The sequence below is a fragment of the Burkholderia sp. BCC1998 genome, from assembly GCF_905339875.1.
In the GTDB taxonomy this organism is placed as follows: domain Bacteria; phylum Pseudomonadota; class Gammaproteobacteria; order Burkholderiales; family Burkholderiaceae; genus Burkholderia.
The window spans coordinates 591086-607231 of record NZ_CAJPHE010000002.1 but is presented as its reverse complement, the minus strand read 5'-3'; the positions used below and the strand labels follow the sequence as shown (position 1 = coordinate 607231).

Here is a 16146-nt window from a genome sequence, read left to right as displayed (position 1 = left end):
GGCGTGCGACCGGTTCGAGCGACCGGCGCGGGCCGGGGGCCGTTCATGCGCGGCGCGGGTTGGCGCCGCAGCGAACGGCCCGCGCGAGCCATGCCGGACCGGAAGCGGCGATGCGACGGGGGATGCCGTTGCACCGCCGGGGGGGAAATCGGTCAGCGGTTCGCCCGGTTCCGTTCGGCGCGGTGCGCGGCGTCGAAAGGGGTGGAAGCGCCCGGTGCGAACCGGTTGCTGAGGGCGGGGAAAACTCCGGTCCGCTGGATGGCGTTTCGGCTCACTGCAATCTCCTGCTTCGTATCGGTCGACGACAGGCGTGTCGACGTGCAACCAGTATCGCCGTGCAAACACCCATCACGCTTGAGCCGGATCGCGGAGCAAAATGACGAAATCGGCACAGTGGCCGGAAGGGCCGCGAAGGGCGCTTCGCACTGTGCCGATTTCGTCGCCGTCCTTATCGAAAAGCCACAAGCGGACGGACGCGCGACGGAGGAAGCTATGCTCTTTTCCCCACATCGGACGGCTCATGATGAAGCGCATCCAGATCATCGATTCGCACACGGGCGGCGAACCCACGCGGCTCGTCGTGTCCGGTTTCCCCTCGCTCGGCAACGGCACGATGGCCGAGCGCCGCGACGTGCTCGCGCGCGAGCATGATCGCTATCGCACCGCGTGCATTCTCGAGCCGCGCGGCAGCGACGTGCTGGTCGGCGCGCTGCTGTGCGAGCCCGTGTCGCCGGAAGCGGCGGCCGGCGTGATCTTCTTCAACAACAGCGGCTATCTCGGGATGTGCGGGCACGGCACGATCGGCGTCGTGCGCACGCTGCGTCACATGGGCCGCATCGAGCCGGGCGTGCACCGGATCGAAACGCCGGTCGGCACTGTGGAGGCGACGCTGCACGACGACCTGTCGGTCAGCGTGCGCAACGTGCTCGCGTATCGCCACGCGAAGGCCGTCGATGTCGACGTGCCGGGCTACGGCCCCGTGAAGGGCGACATCGCGTGGGGCGGCAACTGGTTCTTCCTGATAAGCGATCACGGCCAGCGCGTGGCCGGCGACAACGTTGCGGCGCTGACCGCCTATTCATCCGCGGTGCGCGCGGGGCTCGAACGCGCGGGCATCACCGGCGCGAACGGCGGCGAGATCGACCATATCGAACTGTTCGCTGACGATCCCGAGCACGACAGCCGCAGCTTCGTGCTGTGCCCGGGCCACGCGTACGACCGCTCGCCGTGCGGCACCGGCACGAGCGCGAAGCTCGCGTGCCTCGCGGCCGACGGCAAGCTCGAGCCGGGCGTCGTGTGGCGGCAGGCGAGCGTGATCGGCAGCGTGTTCCAGGCGAGCTATGCGCAGGCCGACGGCGGCATCGTGCCGACGATCCGCGGCAGCGCGCACCTGAGCGCGGAAGCGACGCTGCTGATCGAGGAAGACGATCCGTTCGGCTGGGGCATCGTGTCGTGAGTGAAATCAGGACCGACGTCGTCGTGATCGGCGCCGGCATCGTCGGCGCGGCATGCGCGCACGAACTCGCGCAGCGCGGGTTGCGCGTGCTCGTCGTCGACGACGCGAGCGGAGGTGCAACCGGCGCCGGCATGGGGCACCTCGTCGCGATGGACGACAACGCGGCGGAGCTCGCGCTGAGCCATTACTCGATCGAGCTGTGGCGCGCGCTTGCCGGCGAGATGCCGGAAGGCTGCGCGTACCGCAACTGCGGCACGCTGTGGCTCGCGGCCGATTCCAGCGAGATGGACCTCGCGCGCACCAAGCAGGCGACGCTCGCCGCACATGGCGTCGCGGGCGAACTGATCGACGCGGCGACGCTCGCGCAACTCGAGCCGATGCTGCGCGCGGGCCTCGGCGGCGCGCTGAAGATCCCCGGCGACGCGATTCTCTATGCGCCCGTCGCCGCGAGCTGGCTGCTGCAGCGCGCGCCGGGCATCACGTTGCGGCGCGAACGCGCGGTGGCGGTCGATGGTCCGAGCGTGACGCTCGCGAGCGGCGACACGCTGCGCGCGGAACGCGTTGTCGTCGCGAACGGCGTCGCCGCGCGCACGCTGTTGCCCGAGCTGCCGCTGCGCCCGAAGAAGGGGCATCTGCTGATCACCGATCGTTACCCGGGCCGGGTGTCGCACCAGCTCGTCGAACTCGGCTATGCGGCGAGCGCGCACGCGAGCGACGGCACGTCGGTCGCGTTCAACGTGCAGCCGCGGCCGACCGGCCAGCTGCTGATCGGCTCGTCGCGCCAGTTCGATACCGAGGACGCGCGCATCGAGCCGCCGGTCCTCGCGCGCATGCTGCGCCGCGCTGTCGGCTATTTGCCCGACCTGGCCGACCTGAACGGGATTCGCGCGTGGACGGGTTTCCGTTCCGCGAGCCCCGACGGCCTGCCGCTGCTCGGCGAACATCCGGCGCGGCCGGGCGTATGGCTCGCGGTCGGGCACGAAGGGCTGGGCGTGACGACCGCGCCGGGCAGTGCGCGGCTCGTCGCCGCATTGATGACCGGCGAGCGGCCGCCCATCGACATCGAACCGTATTTGCCGGGACGTTTCCTGACGACGTCCCCCGTAGCCGGAGCGCTGACATGAAACGACCCCCACGCACACTTCGTTCGCCGTCGACCGGAGTTGGCGCTTCAGCGCTTACCCCGGTCCCATGCAAGGCGCCCCCCGCGGGGGCGGCCCGCCGGAGGCTCACATGATCATTCATCTGGACGGCCGCGCGCTGACGGTGGCCGACGGTGCGACCGTCGCGGCCGCCGTCGCGGCGAGCGGCGACGACACGACGCGCGTGTCGTGCACGGGTGCGGCGCGCGCGCCGTTTTGCGGTATGGGCATCTGCCAGGAGTGCAGGATGACGATCGACGGCCGCCGCCGCCTGGCTTGCCAGACGCTGTGCCGCGACGGGATGCGGGTGGAGCGCACGCGATGAGCACGGCGAAACAGGAACGACTGAGCGTCGACGTCGCGATCGTCGGCGCGGGCCCGGCCGGGCTGTCGGCGGCGCGGGCCGCCGCACGAAGCGGCGCGACGGTCGCGATCGTCGACGACAATCCGCGCGCGGGCGGGCAGATCTGGCGCCAGGCGGCGGCCGCGACGCCGGTGCCGGCCGCGGCGGAACGCCTGGCCGTGCTGCGTCAGCCGAACGTCACGCATCTCGCGGCCACGCGCATCGTGGCCGAAACGCAGCCGGGCACGCTGCTGCTCGAGGACGACGAGCGCGGCTTCCTGCTCGAATTCCACACGCTGATCGTGTGTTGCGGTGCGCGCGAGCTGCTGCTGCCGTTCCCGGGCTGGACGCTGCCGGGCGTGACCGGCGCGGGCGGCCTGCAGGCCCTGATCAAGTACGGCCTCGACGTGCGCGGGCAGCGCACGGTGATCGCCGGCAGCGGCCCGCTGCTGCTCGCGAGCGCGGCGACGGCCCGTCAGGCCGGCGCGCAGGTGTCGCACGTGCTCGAACAGGCGGCGTGGAGCGCCGTGGCCGGTTTCGGCGCGGGGCTTTGGCGCTGGCCGTCGAAACTCGCGCAGGCGGCGAAGCTCGTCACGGCCGCCTACCGGCCCAATGCCTACGTCGTCGAGGCGTTCGGCGACAAGCGGCTCGAACGCGTGCGGATCCGGCAGGGCGAGCGCGAGTTCGAGGTCGACTGCGACCGGCTCGCGTGCGGCTTCGGTCTCGTGCCGAACACCGTGCTGCCGAGCCACCTCGGCTGCCGGATAGAAAACGGCGCGGTGGTGGTCGACGCGCATCAGCGCACGAGCCGCGACGGCTGTTTCGCGGCGGGCGAGTGCACGGGTGTCGGCGGCAGCGAACTGGCGATGGTCGAAGGCGAAATCGCCGGCTACGCGGCCACCGGGCAGACGGCGCCGCTGGCCGAGCGGATTGCGCAGCGCGCGCACTGGCAGGCGTTCGCGGATGCGGTGCGCGAGCGCTTCGCGATACGCGAGCCGATCCGCAAGCTCGCGCGCCCCGACACGCTGCTGTGCCGTTGCGAGGACGTGCGCTTCGACGCGGTCGCAGACGCGGCCGCGCCTGCGCCGGGCTGGACGGCCGCGAAGCTGCAGACGCGCTGCGGGATGGGCGCATGCCAGGGCCGCGTGTGCGGCGCGGCCGCGCAGGCGCTGTTCGGCTGGACGCCGCCGGTGCCGCGCACGCCGCTCGTGCCCGCGCGGGTCGGCACGCTGATGCTGGACGACATCGCGTCCTGCGACGGCGCCTGATGCGCCACGGCGCAGCGCCCGGTTCGCGCCGGGTCGCTGCGTCGCTCACTCCGCCTTCACTTTCTCCCATCCGCCCACCTGCGGCGCCGCACAGGCACGCAGGCACTCGATCGCGGCGGCCACGGCCGCGCGCTTCGCGCTGTCCGGATGCCAGTAGATCGACACCGCGCCCTGGCCCTCGAGCCGCATCGGCAGGATGCGGATCGCGTTCAATTGCTCGAAGCGCCGCGCGGCACGATGCGATGCGACGCCGAGCAGGTCGGTGTTGTTCAGCAGCGTGAGGTTCAGGATCGACGAATTCGATTCGACGCAATGCGGCGGCTGCACGCGCCCGGCGGCCGTCAGCGCGACCTGCAGCGCGTTGTGCACGGGGGTGCCGGGCGGCCAGACGATCCACGAGCAGGCCAGCACCTCGTCCCAGCCGACGGATGCCGCGCCGACGAGCGGGTGATCGGGCCGCGCGACGAACACCACCGGATCGACATACAGCGCTTCGGCGTGCAGGTGCGGATCGACGGACGCGGACCCTGAACGGCCGACGACGATGTCCAGCTCGCCGCGCGCGAGCTGCGGCATCAGCTGGTTCATCGTGCTCTCCGCGAGCCGCACCCGCGCGCGCGGCATCCGCTTCAGCAACTGCGATACCGCGAGCGGCACCGTATCGGCGGCCGCGACGCCCGACGTGCCGATCGTGACCAGGCCGCTGCCGCCTTCGCGCAGCGCGGCCATGTCGTCGCGCGCGACGTCGAGCTGCGCCTCCACGCGGCGCGCATGCTCGATCAGCGCGTCGCCGTAGGCCGTCGGCCGCAAGCCGCGCGCATGCCGCTCGAACAGCGGCAGGCCGACATCCTCCTCGAGTTCCTTCAGCCATTTCGACAGCGCCGGCTGGGTGGTCGCGAGCGCAGCCGCCGACTGGCTCAGGTTGCCCGTGCTGGCCAGGCTCAGCAGGACCTGCAGGTGCCGCAAGCGCAGCCGGTGGGTCCAGTCCATCGCACGCTCCGTATCGGAAGGTATATCCGAATCAATATGGATTAGATGATTTCACCATTTTACCGGGTATGTCTGCGTCGAATATAAATGCGCTAACGGACTGCGGCACGCGGTCCCCGACCCGACACAGCGCCGACCGCGATCGGCCGCCCCAAGGAGACATCATGACCAGCCGACACCCGGATACGTCGCGCGCCGATTACTACGCCCGGATCGCCGAGCAGCGTCTCGCGCCGTTGTGGGAATCACTGCACAACCTCGTGCCGAAGACGCCGCAGCCGGCCGCGCAGGCCGCGATCTGGAAGTACGCGCGGGTGCGCGACCTGGTGATGCAGGCCGGCAGCGTGATCAGCGCGGAAGAAGCCGTGCGCCGCGTGCTGGTGCTGGAGAACCCGGGCCTGCCCGGCAAGTCGAGCATGACGCCGACCCTGTACGCAGGCCTGCAGCTGATCCTGCCCGGCGAGATCGCGCCGAGCCACCGCCATACGCAGTCGGCGCTGCGCTTCATCGTCGAAGGCAAGGGCGCATGGACCGCGGTGAACGGCGAGCGCACGACGATGCATCCGGGCGACTTCATCATCACGCCGTCCTGGGCGTGGCACGACCACGGCAACCCGGCGGTGGAAGACGGCGGCGAGCCGGTCGTGTGGCTCGACGGGCTCGACATTCCGCTCGTCGCGAACCTCGACGCGGGTTTCGCCGAAAACCATCCGACGGCCGAGCAGCCGGTGAGCCGCGCGGAAGGCGACAGCTTCGCGCGCTTCGGCCACAACATGGCGCCGGTGCGGCATCGCGCGAGCGATCCGACGTCGCCGGTGTTCAGCTATCCGTATGCGCGCACCCGCGACGCGCTCGACGCGCTGTACCGCAACGGCGAACTCGACGCGTGGGACGGCGTGAAGCTGCGCTACGTGAACCCGGCGACGGGCGGCTGGCCGATGCCGACGATCGCGACCTTCATGCAGTTCCTGCCGGCCGGTTTCGACGGCCGCACGTATCGCAGCACCGACGCGACGATCTACTGCGTCGTCGAAGGCAGCGGCACCGCGCACATCGGCGGCGACGCGTTCGCGTTCGAGCCGCACGACATCTTCGTCGCGCCGTCGTGGGCGCCGGTGCGGCTGTCGGCGTCGTCCGACAGCGTGCTGTTCAGCTATTCCGACCGGCCGGTGCTGTCCGCGCTGAACCTGCTGCGCGAAGCGCGCGACTGACGCCGGTTTTCCCCGCTGCGTTGCGTGCGCCGCCGATGCGGCGCGCGTTCCTTCCTTCATGCCTACGCTGGAGCCGTTCATGACTTATGTTTTCCCGCCCGAAGCGCCGGTCGCGCTTCCCGTCGCCGGCAGCGACGCCCGCTTCGCGGTGCGCCGCGTGTACTGCGTCGGCCGCAACTACGCGGCCCATGCACGCGAAATGGGCTTCGATCCCGATCGCGAACCGCCGTTCTTCTTCTGCAAGCCGGCCGATTCGATCGTGCCGGTCGCCTACGGCGAAACGCTCGATCTCGCGTATCCGTCGCAGACGCAGAACTATCACTACGAAGCCGAACTCGTCGCGGTGATCGGCAAGGGCGGCGCCGACATTCCGCTCGAGCGTGCGCTCGAGCACGTGTGGGGTTATGCGGTCGGCCTCGACATGACGCGCCGCGACCTGCAGATGAAGATGCGCGAGATGGGCCGGCCGTGGGAAATCGGCAAGGCGTTCGACCGTTCCGCGCCGATCGGCCCCGTGCATCCGGCGAGCGAAGTCGGTCATTTCGAGCAGGCCGGCCTGTGGCTGACGGTCAACGGCGCGACGAAGCAGAAGAGCGACGTGTCGCACCTGATCTGGTCGGTCGCGGAAACGGTCGCCGACCTGTCGAAGTTCTTCCGCCTCGAACCGGGCGACGTGATCTTCACCGGCACGCCGGAAGGCGTCGGCGCGGTGGTCAAGGGAGACGTGATGCAGGTCGGCGTCGAGCGGCTCGGCGAACTGGCCGTGCGCGTGGTCTGACGCGCGCCTCGCTTTCCTCGAAAGGTCACATCGTGCAACTGCATAGCTTCTTCAACAGTTCGACGTCCTATCGGGTGCGCATCGCGCTCGCGCTGAAAGGACTGCCGTACGACACGCTGCCCGTGAACATCCGCACGGGCGAGCACCGCGAGGCCGGCTACGTCGCGCAGGTGAATCCGTCGGCGTCGGTGCCGGCGCTCGTCGACGGCGATTTCCGTCTCGGCCAGTCGCTCGCGATCATCGACTACCTCGACCGGATTCATCCGGCGCCGCGGCTGATTCCGCTCGAACCGCGGCAGCGCGCACGCGTGCTGGAACTCGCGACGCTGATCGCATGCGACATCCACCCGGTCAACAACCTGCGGGTGCTGCGCTACCTCGACAGCGAACTGCAGGTCACGCCGCAGCAGAAGAGTGCGTGGTACCGGCACTGGGTCGCGGAAGGGATGGCCGGCGTCGAGCGTCTGCTCGTGCGCGCGGACACGGGCCCGTGGTGTTTCGGCGAGGCGCCGACGCTCGCCGACGTATGCCTCGTGCCGCAGGTCGCGAACGCGCTGCGGATGGATTGCGACCTGAGCGCGTATCCACGCAGCCTGGCGATTCATGAACACGCACGGCGCGAGCCGGCATTCGACGCAGCGCAGCCGCAGCGGCAACCGGACTACATCGCGTAACACGAAGCAGGAGACAGACATGGGCGAGACACACAACACAGGCCGACGCGTACTCGTGATCGGCGGCGGCATCGGCGGGCTCGCGGCGGCGCTGGCGCTCGCGCGCCAGGGCATTCGCGTGAAGCTGCTCGAGCAGGCCGCGCAAATCGGCGAGATCGGCGCGGGCATCCAGCTCGCCGCAAACGCGTTCAACGCGCTCGACGCGCTGGGTGTCGGCGAGGCCGCGCGCGACCGGGCGGTGTTTACCGACCGGCTGCAACTGATGGATGCGGTCGATGCGCGGGAAGTCGCGTGCATCGATACGGGCGCCGCGTATCGCGAACGCTTCGGCAACCCGTATGCGGTGATCCATCGCGCGGACATCCACTTGTCGATCTACGAGGCGGTCAAGGATCATCCGCTGATCGAGTTCCGGACCAGCACGCAGGTGTGCGGGTTCGAGCAGGATGACCACGGCGTGACCGTGATCGACCAGCACGGCGAGCGTTATCGCGCCGATGCGGTGATCGGCTGCGACGGCGTGAAGTCCGCGATCCGTCACGCGCTGATCGGCGACGCGCATCGCGTGACGGGGCACGTCGTGTATCGCGCGGTCGTCGACGTCGACAACATGCCGAAGGATCTACAGATCAATGCACCGGTCGTCTGGGCCGGCCCGCATTGCCATCTCGTCCACTATCCGCTGCGCGGCGGCCGGCAGTACAACCTCGTCGTCACGTTCCACAGCCGCGAGCAGGAAACCTGGGGCGTGCGCGACGGCAGCAAGGAGGAAGTGCTGTCGTACTTCGACGGCGTCCATCCGCTGCCGAAGCAGATGCTCGACCGGCCGACGTCGTGGAAGCGCTGGGCGACCGCCGACCGCGACCCGGTCGAGCGCTGGAGTGCGGGCCGCGCGACGGTGCTCGGCGACGCTGCCCATCCGATGACGCAATACCTCGCGCAGGGCGCGTGCCAGGCGCTCGAGGATGCGGTGACGCTCGGCGCGGCCGTCGCGCAGACCGACGGCGACTTCGAGGCCGCGTTCGCGCTGTACGAGCGCGTGCGGATTCCGCGCACCGCGCGCGTGCTGTATTCGGCGCGCGAGATGGGGCGGATCTATCACGCGAAGGGCGTCGAGCGGCAGGTGCGCAACGCGCTGTGGGTCGGACGCACGCAGGCGCAGTTCTACGATTCGCTCGACTGGCTGCACGGCTGGCGCGCGGAGGATTGCCTGAAATCCGTTGCCTGACCCATTTCGGTTTGCATCCGGCGGCGCGCATTTCAACGACATCGCGCGCGACCGCCTTCATGGAGGAGACATCATCATGGCCGATACGCTGTCCATCGACGTCAGCGAATGGATCGACCGGCATCGCGTTGCGCCGTTTCAGGCCGCGATCGTCGTGCTGTGCTTCCTGATCGTCGCGATCGACGGTTTCGACACGGCATCGATCGGGTTCATCGCCCCCGTCATTCGCGCGGAATGGGGCCTGTCGCCCGCGCAGCTCGCGCCGGTGTTCGGCGCCGGGCTCGCCGGGCTGATGGCCGGTGCGCTCGTGTTCGGGCCGTTCGGCGACCGGTTCGGCCGCAAGCGCCTGCTGCTTGCCTGTGTCGCGTGTTTCGGCATCGCGAGTGCGGCGTCGGCGAGCGCGGGCGGACTGACCGAACTGATCGCGTGGCGCTTCGTGACGGGCCTCGGGCTTGGCGGCGCGATGCCGAACGCGATCACGCTGACGTCCGAGTATTGCCCCGCGCGGCGGCGCTCGCTGCTCGTGACGACGATGTTCTGCGGCTTCACGATCGGCTCCGCGCTCGGCGGACTCGCGGCCGCGTCGCTCATCGAACGCGACGGCTGGCGCGCGGTGCTCGTCGTCGGCGGTGCCGCGCCGCTGCTGCTTCTGCCGGTGCTCGCATGGCGCTTGCCCGAATCGGTGCGCTACCTCGTCAACACCGGCGCGGCGCGCGAACGGGTCGCGGCGATGCTCGCACGCATCGCACCGGACCCGCATCTCGCGCACGCGTCGTTCATTGCACCGCGCGGCAAGCCGGCCGCTTCGCCGCTCGGCCGCCTGTTCGGCGCCGACCTGCTGCGCGGCACGCTGCTGCTGTGGCTCACGTTCTTCATGAGCCTGCTCGTCATCTACCTGTTGTCGAGCTGGCTGCCGACGCTGTTGCGCACGACCGGCGCGACGTTGCAGACGGCCGCGCGCGTGACCGCGATGTTCCAGGTCGGTGGCACGCTCGGCGCGATCGTGCTCGGCGGGCTGATGGACCGCTTCGATCCGCATCGCGTGTTGGCATGCAGCTATGCGGCGGCCGGCGTGTTCGTCGCGGCGATCGGCGTGCTGGCCGCGTCGCCGGCGGGCGCCGCGCTGGTCGTGTTCGCCGCGGGCTTTTGCGTGTCGGGCTCGCAGGTCGGCGCGAACGCGCTGTCGGCCGCGTTCTACCCGACCGAGTGCCGGACCACGGGCGTGAGCTGGGCGAACGGGATCGGCCGCGGCGGGTCGGTCGTCGGTTCGATGGCGGGCGGGGCGATGCTCGCGACGGGGCTGCCGTTGCCGATCGCCTTCGCATTCGTCGCGGTGCCATGCGTGATCGCCGGGATCGCGGTGCTGGTGCTGGGCGCGGTACGGGGCGGCGAGAAGCGCGCGGCGGCAGCCGATGCGCTTGCCGGCGAGCAGGCGTAGCGGAGGCGGGGGTGGGCGTCGCAGACGGCGCTTTCCTTTTTTCTGATTTCTGATGGCGCCGACCGAAAGTACGAGTCAACGATATATAAATATATATAATATCTATTCGTTAATCGAACGCGATCGCCCTCATGAACGCCGACCCTTCCACCGGGCTGCCCGAGCCCGATCAGATGCGCGCCGCCGCCGAATCGGCGTGCGCGCTGCTCAAGGTGCTGTCCAATCCCGACCGGCTGCTGCTGCTGTGCGAACTGTCGCAGGGCGAACGCTGCGTGAGCGATCTCGAGGCGCGGCTGGATATTCGCCAGCCGACTCTGTCGCAGCAGCTCGGCGTGTTGCGGGACAACGCGCTCGTCCGCACGCGCCGCGAAGGCAAGAACATCCACTACTCGCTCGACAGCCCGGCTGCGATCGCGGTGATGGGCGTGCTGTACGAACAGTTCTGCGGCCCGGCCGCGAAGGGGACGCGCGATGCAGCTTGATGCGCTTCATTTCACGCCGTGGCTGTCGCTTGCCGGTGGCGTGCTGATCGGGTTTGCGGCCGCGTGGCTCATGGCGTTCAACGGGCGGATCGCCGGAATCAGCGGTATCGTCGGCAGCCTGTTTACGGCCGGTGCGGCGGAGCGCGGCTGGCGTGCCGCGTTCGTCGCCGGGCTGATCGCCGCGCCGCTGCTGATGCGTGTCGCCGGTGCCGCCGTGACGCCGCAGGTCGATGCAGGCTGGGGCGAGTTGCTGGCGGCCGGCCTGCTGGTCGGGATCGGCACGCGCTATGCGGGCGGATGCACGAGCGGTCACGGCGTCTGCGGGCTGTCGCGCGGCGCGACGCGCTCGATCGTCGCGACGGCGGTCTTCATGGTCGCGGGCTTCGCGACCGTATTCGTGCAACGGCACGTGCTCGGGGGCTGACATGCAGGCAGGATTCGCGTTTCTCGCGGGGCTGGTGTTCGGCGTCGGCCTCATCGTGTCGGGGATGGCCAACCCGCAGAAGGTGCTCGGCTTTCTCGACCTGGCCGGCCGCTGGGATCCGTCGCTCGCATTCGTGATGGCCGGCGCGATCGGCGTCGCCGTGTTCGCGTTCGCATGGGCGAAGCACCGGACGCGGTCGTTGCTCGGCCTGCCGATCCAGTGGCCGGCCGTGCGGACGATTACCGTGCGCCTCGTCGCCGGCAGCGCCGTGTTCGGCATCGGCTGGGGGCTTGCCGGGTTCTGCCCGGGGCCGGCGATCGTGTCGATCGGGCTCGGGTCGGTGAAGGGCATCGCGTTCGTCGGCGCGATGCTGGCCGGGATGGCATTGTTCGAATGGATCGAGCGCGCGCGGAAGGTGCGGTAGCAACGCGCGGCTGCTGCGGCCGAGGTTGTCGGCGTGGCCGAATCGGCCCGGCGAGGGCGCCGGCAAGGCTGGAATTCGTCGCCGGGGAGCGACACGGTGATCGTGCGGCGACAACGGCGACGGCGTGTAGGCGTCGCGCGGTCGGGCTCGAATTCGTCGCCGGGTGGAGCGACACGGTGATCGCGTGGCGACACCGGCGACGGCGTGTAGCCGCCGCGTCAGGACTGCTCGCGCACATGCCGCTCGCCGAGCAGCCGCGCGGACGCCCGCTGCAGCCACGCACGCCACACCGCGAACACGCCGGGCCTGGCCACGGGCGCCGCGACGGTCGCGGCAACCGGCCCGGCGCCGCCGGCGGACAATGCCACGTGACCGGCCGTCTCGATCGTCAGGCATTCGCCCTCGTCGAGCACGCGGCGAACGTATTGCGGCGCATCGGGCAGCCAGTCGAGCCCGCCGTGACGTAACGTGACCGCGAGCGCGCCGTCGAGCACGATGACGCGGCTGCCCTTGTCGAACCACGCAAAGTGGCTTTGCCCGGCGTCGAGCCGGATGTCGTGCGTCCGCATGGCGTGTCCTTTTCCCGGTTGCGCGGCCCGGCGATGGCAGGGCGACAGCGTGCAATCAGGTTAAGGAAACGCGTGCGGGCAGGACAGATTCAGGGGACGCGTATCTGTTACGGTGCAGACGGCGCTTTCATGTTGCTGTATCGGTGGGTTTCCCCGGAATCTGTATCTGGCGTGCGCCCGGGCGCGCGGGCAGGATGGCCTGCATGACGCCCATCACCGATCCATCCCGCATGACTTTGCCGATGGCCGGCGAGCCGCTTTACGAACGGCTCGCCGAGCATTACCGCCGCATCATCGCGGCCGGCACGCTGTCGCCCGGCGACCGGATGCCGTCCGTGCGTGCGTTCATGGCGCAGCACGGCGTGAGCCTGTCGACCGCGACCCAGGCCTTCCGGCGGCTCGAGGACACGGGCTGGTGCGAAGCCAGGCCGCGCTCGGGCTACTTCGTGCGCCGGCGCGCGGCGGCCGCGCTCGACACGCTGCCGGAAAGCGACGGGCAGCCGCTGAGCGTCGAGCCGCCGTTCGCGGGGCTGCACGAACGCGTGTCGCGCGTGATCGATCGCGCGAATGCGAGGCCCGACGCGCTGAATCTCGGTGGCGCATCCGCGCTGGCGACGCTGTACCCGGCCGAGCGCCTGCAGGCGCTGGCGATCCGGCTGCTACGGCGCAAGCCGACGCTGCTGACCGACGCGGGGCCGGTTGGCGGTTCGGCCGAATTCCGGCAAACGATGGCCAAACGCGCGTTGTCGTACGGCGTGACCGTGTCGCCGGACGACGTGATGTCGACGAGCGGCGGCGTCGATGCCGTGAATCTCGCGTTGCGCGCGGTGGCGCGCCCCGGCGACACGATCGCGATCGAATCGCCGGCCTTTTTCGGCTTGATCCAGCTGCTCGAAAGCCTCGGCCTGCGCGCGCTCGAGATTCCGGCCAGCCCGACGACCGGGTTGTCGATCGAAGCGCTCGACGTGGCGCTGTCCGCGTACCCGGATATTCGGGCCGTGGTCGTCGTGCCGAATCTGCAGAACCCGCTCGGCAGCGTGATGCCCGACGAACGCAAGGCCGCGCTGGTCGCGCTGTGCTCGCGTCACGGCGTGGCCGTGATCGAGGACGAGCCGTATCGCGAACTCGTGGAAGCGCCGCACGCGGTAAAACCCGTGAAGGCATGGGATCGCGACGGCACGGTGATCTATTGCCCGTCGCTCAACAAGGTGCTGGCGCCCGGAATGCGGCTCGGCTGGATGAGCGCGGGCCGCTGGCACGCGCGCGTGAAGATGCTCAAGTTCGCGCAAAGCCGGCACAACGCCGCGTTGCTGCAGGCCGTCGCGGCCGAATTCGTCGGCTCGGGTGCGTTCGACCGCCACCTGCACCGGTTTCGCGAACAGCTTCGCGTGCAGCGCGATGTGACGATCGATGCGATCGCGCGCCATTTTCCCGCCGGCACGCGGATGAACCGGCCGCCCGGCGGCATGCTGCTGTGGATCGCGCTGCCCGACGGCGTGCGTTCCGAAGCCTTGTTCGATGCCGCGCTCGCACGCGGGGTAAGGATCGCGCCAGGCGCGATCTTCTCGAATTCCGACCGCTTTGACGCGTATATCCGGCTTGCCTGCACGCGGGTGTTCGACACGGCACATGAAGCGGCAATCGAAACGCTCGGCCAGTTGATACGCGACGCGGCGGCCGCTGCGTGAGCAGGGCGGGTGTCGGCCGGGCCGGCGCGTTGGCTACCGGGCTCGGCGGTCGTGACGAGGGCACGGGCCGGCCGATCCGGCTCGCCGCATTCTCCGCGGCCGGCCGCCGCGCGGCGACGCGCCGACGATACGATTTCGGCGATTTCATCGGCTGACCGCACGCGCGGCGAGGTGCTGACGGATCAGCGACAGATAGCGATCTCCGACCGAGAAGTCGCGTGCGGCACGCGGCCGCTCCGCCGGGCGCAGCGTGGCCGGCGCGCTCATGCCCAGATACCGGCATACCGCCGACGGAAAGGGCTTTCGCGTATGCCCGAGCTGGCGCGCCGCACGCTCGACGCGGGCGTCGCCCACCTGCGCACGCAGCCATGCCAGCACTTGGCGATCGGTGTCGTTGACGATACGGACCAGATGTTCCATCGCGCACCTCACTGTTCATAAATACAGTACTGTAAATATAACCAGTGTTTGCGGCGGCCGCAAGCGGATGCGCACGCGCCTGGCCGTTCGGCCAGGGTCAACGCGCCGGCGTGGCGGTGCGGGCGATCCGGGCGGCGGGCGGGACGGGATTCGCGTAGCGTGCGTCGGTCAGCGTGCCGAGGAACGCGACGATGTCGTCGATTTCCGCGTCGGTCAGCGCGGGCGGCGTGCCGGGCCGGCGGTTCATCGGCGTCGAATTGACGTTGATGTTGCCGCGATAGGCGGCCGGCACGTCGTCGAACGTCCGGGCGCCGTGATACCAGCGGCCAGGGTCGGTCGAGCGCGTGTTGTAGAACGCGACCGCGTCGCGCAGCGTCGTGAACACGCCGTTGTGCATGAACGTCTGCTTGACCGCGACGTTGCGCAGTCCCGGCGTGCGCAGGTAGCCGCACCATTGCGTCGGCTCGGGCCAGCGCAGCCGCGCAGCCGTATCGCACAGACCGTTGTCGAAATGGCGCGGATCGCGGTTCGCGGGCAGCGCGCGGTTGCGCGGCACCGCGATCGCGTCGTAGCCGAAATCGGTGAAGAGCGAGCGCTCCGGCCGGCTCGACGTTTCCGACAGCGTATGGCAGCTCATGCAATTGCCCTTGTCGGGATTGCGGAACAGCGCCAGGCCGCGCATCTCGGCCGGCGCGAGCGGCTTGCGCGTGCGCAGGAATGCATCGAAGCGCGACGTGAACGGCGCCATCTCGTCGCTCTGCAGATAGGCCTCGACGGCCGAGCCGAGCGCCCGCACCAGTTGCTCGGGATCGCGCCGCACCGACGTGCCGAAGCGCGCGGCGAGATCGCCCGCCAGTTCGGTGCCGTCGACCTTGCGCAGCAGCGCGGCCGGCGACCGGTTGTTCATCTCGTTCGGGTCGAACAACGGCCCGCGGATCTGTTCGGCGAGCGTGTCCGCACGGCCGTCGCTGAACAGGCCGCCGAACGGCGACGGCGCGGGCGCGTCGTCGTCCTGGTAGAAGTGGCGGCGCGGCACGTAGCGCACGTAGAGCAGCGATGGCGCGTTGCGCTGGCTGAAGCGCCCGTGGCGGCTGCCTTCCGGCACGCCCGGCCCCGCGAGCGAAGCGGCCGACAAGGTCGGCGCGAACGCGCGCCCCGGATCGTGGCAGCCCGCGCACGACGTGCCGCGCGGCTCGGACAGCCGCGGATCGAAGAAGATCCGGCGGCCCAGCGCAACGAGCGTCGGGTCGGGCGCGAAACGGGCGGTGGCCGCGTCGACCTTGTCGGTCACCTGCGGCGTACCGGTGCCGATCGTGCCGACGACGCGCGCAGGCGGCGCGCCGGGGAGCAGGGTCGTTTCGGCAGGTGCGCCGTGGGCCGCGAGCGCCGCTCCGGCGAGCACGGCGGCGGCAAGGGCGCGTACCGCCCCTCCGCCGGCGGCCGGAACCGCGGCGGACGCCGAACGCCCGGCGAGGGCGACCGAAGGAATCGGCTGCCTTCGCGATCCAGCCGTTCGTCCCCGGCAGCCGGCCGCATCCGCCGAACACGCCGAACACGCCGAACACGCCGAACACGCCGAACACGCCGAACACGCCGAACACGCCGAACACG

General features: G+C 70.2%; 17 protein-coding genes. 13 read left to right on the top strand and 4 right to left on the bottom strand.

Features of this window, described 5'->3' with window-relative positions; translation table 11 throughout:
- Positions 1–523 precede the first annotated feature (523 nt).
- From U5A56_RS06015 to U5A56_RS06000, 4 genes are all read left to right on the top strand, one after another.
- A complete protein-coding gene (locus tag U5A56_RS06015) occupies positions 524–1456 on the top strand; it encodes a 4-hydroxyproline epimerase (RefSeq protein ID WP_321921420.1) in 933 nt (310 codons plus the stop codon).
- Complete coding sequence (locus U5A56_RS06010) at positions 1453–2580, top strand: NAD(P)/FAD-dependent oxidoreductase (protein ID WP_044842885.1); 1128 nt, start codon at positions 1453–1455, stop codon at positions 2578–2580. Before U5A56_RS06015 ends, U5A56_RS06010 begins: the two co-directional genes overlap by 4 nt.
- A gap of 109 nt (positions 2581–2689) precedes the next feature.
- Positions 2690–2923, top strand: a complete 234-nt coding sequence (locus U5A56_RS06005) for a 2Fe-2S iron-sulfur cluster-binding protein (RefSeq protein WP_011658575.1) — start codon at positions 2690–2692, stop codon at positions 2921–2923.
- Positions 2920–4209: an FAD/NAD(P)-binding oxidoreductase gene (locus U5A56_RS06000; protein ID WP_321921353.1), complete on the top strand. Its 1290-nt coding sequence runs from the start codon at positions 2920–2922 to the stop codon at positions 4207–4209. The genes U5A56_RS06005 and U5A56_RS06000 overlap by 4 nt, the downstream gene beginning before the upstream one ends.
- 45 nt (positions 4210–4254) lie before the next feature.
- On the opposite strand, the gene U5A56_RS05995 is transcribed toward U5A56_RS06000, so the two are convergent.
- Positions 4255–5199 (bottom strand): LysR family transcriptional regulator, encoded by a 945-nt coding sequence (locus U5A56_RS05995; protein ID WP_321921352.1) that lies wholly within the window; start codon positions 5197–5199, stop codon positions 4255–4257.
- A gap of 164 nt (positions 5200–5363) precedes the next feature.
- Here U5A56_RS05995 and gtdA point away from each other — a divergent pair, with 164 nt between their 5' ends.
- The 8 genes from gtdA (at position 5364) to U5A56_RS05955 (ending at position 11858) form a co-directional block, all read left to right on the top strand.
- Positions 5364–6410 (top strand): gentisate 1,2-dioxygenase, encoded by a 1047-nt coding sequence (gene gtdA / locus U5A56_RS05990; protein ID WP_044842888.1) that lies wholly within the window; start codon positions 5364–5366, stop codon positions 6408–6410.
- A gap of 79 nt (positions 6411–6489) precedes the next feature.
- Positions 6490–7188 carry a fumarylacetoacetate hydrolase family protein gene (locus tag U5A56_RS05985; protein WP_321921350.1) on the top strand — a complete coding sequence of 233 codons (699 nt, stop codon included), beginning with the start codon at positions 6490–6492 and terminating at the stop codon, positions 7186–7188.
- Positions 7189–7220: 32 nt separating this feature from the next.
- Complete coding sequence (gene maiA / locus U5A56_RS05980) at positions 7221–7862, top strand: maleylacetoacetate isomerase (protein WP_124891568.1); 642 nt, start codon at positions 7221–7223, stop codon at positions 7860–7862.
- Positions 7863–7881: 19 nt separating this feature from the next.
- A complete protein-coding gene (locus tag U5A56_RS05975) occupies positions 7882–9090 on the top strand; it encodes a 3-hydroxybenzoate 6-monooxygenase (protein WP_321921348.1) in 1209 nt (402 codons plus the stop codon).
- Positions 9091–9166: 76 nt separating this feature from the next.
- Complete coding sequence (locus U5A56_RS05970) at positions 9167–10528, top strand: aromatic acid/H+ symport family MFS transporter (protein WP_321921346.1); 1362 nt, start codon at positions 9167–9169, stop codon at positions 10526–10528.
- Between the two features lie 131 nt (positions 10529–10659).
- Positions 10660–11010, top strand: a complete 351-nt coding sequence (locus U5A56_RS05965) for an ArsR/SmtB family transcription factor (protein WP_044842893.1) — start codon at positions 10660–10662, stop codon at positions 11008–11010.
- Entirely contained in the window at positions 11000–11434 is a 435-nt protein-coding gene (locus U5A56_RS05960; RefSeq protein ID WP_321921345.1) for a YeeE/YedE family protein, read from the top strand. The genes U5A56_RS05965 and U5A56_RS05960 overlap by 11 nt, the downstream gene beginning before the upstream one ends.
- 1 nt (position 11435) lies before the next feature.
- Positions 11436–11858, top strand: coding sequence for a DUF6691 family protein (locus tag U5A56_RS05955; RefSeq protein WP_044842895.1), 423 nt, complete (start codon positions 11436–11438; stop codon positions 11856–11858).
- A gap of 218 nt (positions 11859–12076) precedes the next feature.
- Here U5A56_RS05955 and U5A56_RS05950 read toward each other — a convergent pair whose 3' ends face one another.
- On the bottom strand, positions 12077–12427 hold the full coding sequence (locus U5A56_RS05950) for a hypothetical protein (protein WP_124485012.1): 351 nt from the start codon (positions 12425–12427) through the stop codon (positions 12077–12079).
- Positions 12428–12630: 203 nt separating this feature from the next.
- Here U5A56_RS05950 and U5A56_RS05945 point away from each other — a divergent pair, with 203 nt between their 5' ends.
- The gene (locus tag U5A56_RS05945; RefSeq protein WP_321921344.1) at positions 12631–14115 is read left to right on the top strand and encodes a PLP-dependent aminotransferase family protein; all 1485 of its coding nucleotides are present in this window, start codon (positions 12631–12633) and stop codon (positions 14113–14115) included.
- Positions 14116–14259: 144 nt separating this feature from the next.
- Here U5A56_RS05945 and U5A56_RS05940 read toward each other — a convergent pair whose 3' ends face one another.
- Entirely contained in the window at positions 14260–14535 is a 276-nt protein-coding gene (locus tag U5A56_RS05940) for a hypothetical protein (RefSeq protein WP_321921342.1), read from the bottom strand.
- Positions 14536–14632: 97 nt separating this feature from the next.
- Positions 14633–15937 carry a cytochrome-c peroxidase gene (locus U5A56_RS05935; RefSeq protein WP_321921340.1) on the bottom strand — a complete coding sequence of 435 codons (1305 nt, stop codon included), beginning with the start codon at positions 15935–15937 and terminating at the stop codon, positions 14633–14635.
- Positions 15938–16146 lie beyond the last annotated feature (209 nt).

Coding starts and splice junctions, on each gene's coding strand:
- U5A56_RS06015 (WP_321921420.1), top strand. CDS start 524: ATGAAGCGCATCCAGATCATCGATTCGCACACGGGCGGCGAACCCACG.
- U5A56_RS06005 (WP_011658575.1), top strand. CDS start 2,690: ATGATCATTCATCTGGACGGCCGCGCGCTGACGGTGGCCGACGGTGCG.
- U5A56_RS06000 (WP_321921353.1), top strand. CDS start 2,920: ATGAGCACGGCGAAACAGGAACGACTGAGCGTCGACGTCGCGATCGTC.
- U5A56_RS05995 (WP_321921352.1), bottom strand. CDS start 5,199: ATGGACTGGACCCACCGGCTGCGCTTGCGGCACCTGCAGGTCCTGCTG.
- gtdA (WP_044842888.1), top strand. CDS start 5,364: ATGACCAGCCGACACCCGGATACGTCGCGCGCCGATTACTACGCCCGG.
- U5A56_RS05985 (WP_321921350.1), top strand. CDS start 6,490: ATGACTTATGTTTTCCCGCCCGAAGCGCCGGTCGCGCTTCCCGTCGCC.
- U5A56_RS05975 (WP_321921348.1), top strand. CDS start 7,882: ATGGGCGAGACACACAACACAGGCCGACGCGTACTCGTGATCGGCGGC.
- U5A56_RS05970 (WP_321921346.1), top strand. CDS start 9,167: ATGGCCGATACGCTGTCCATCGACGTCAGCGAATGGATCGACCGGCAT.
- U5A56_RS05965 (WP_044842893.1), top strand. CDS start 10,660: ATGAACGCCGACCCTTCCACCGGGCTGCCCGAGCCCGATCAGATGCGC.
- U5A56_RS05960 (WP_321921345.1), top strand. CDS start 11,000: ATGCAGCTTGATGCGCTTCATTTCACGCCGTGGCTGTCGCTTGCCGGT.
- U5A56_RS05955 (WP_044842895.1), top strand. CDS start 11,436: ATGCAGGCAGGATTCGCGTTTCTCGCGGGGCTGGTGTTCGGCGTCGGC.
- U5A56_RS05950 (WP_124485012.1), bottom strand. CDS start 12,427: ATGCGGACGCACGACATCCGGCTCGACGCCGGGCAAAGCCACTTTGCG.
- U5A56_RS05945 (WP_321921344.1), top strand. CDS start 12,631: ATGACGCCCATCACCGATCCATCCCGCATGACTTTGCCGATGGCCGGC.
- U5A56_RS05940 (WP_321921342.1), bottom strand. CDS start 14,535: ATGGAACATCTGGTCCGTATCGTCAACGACACCGATCGCCAAGTGCTG.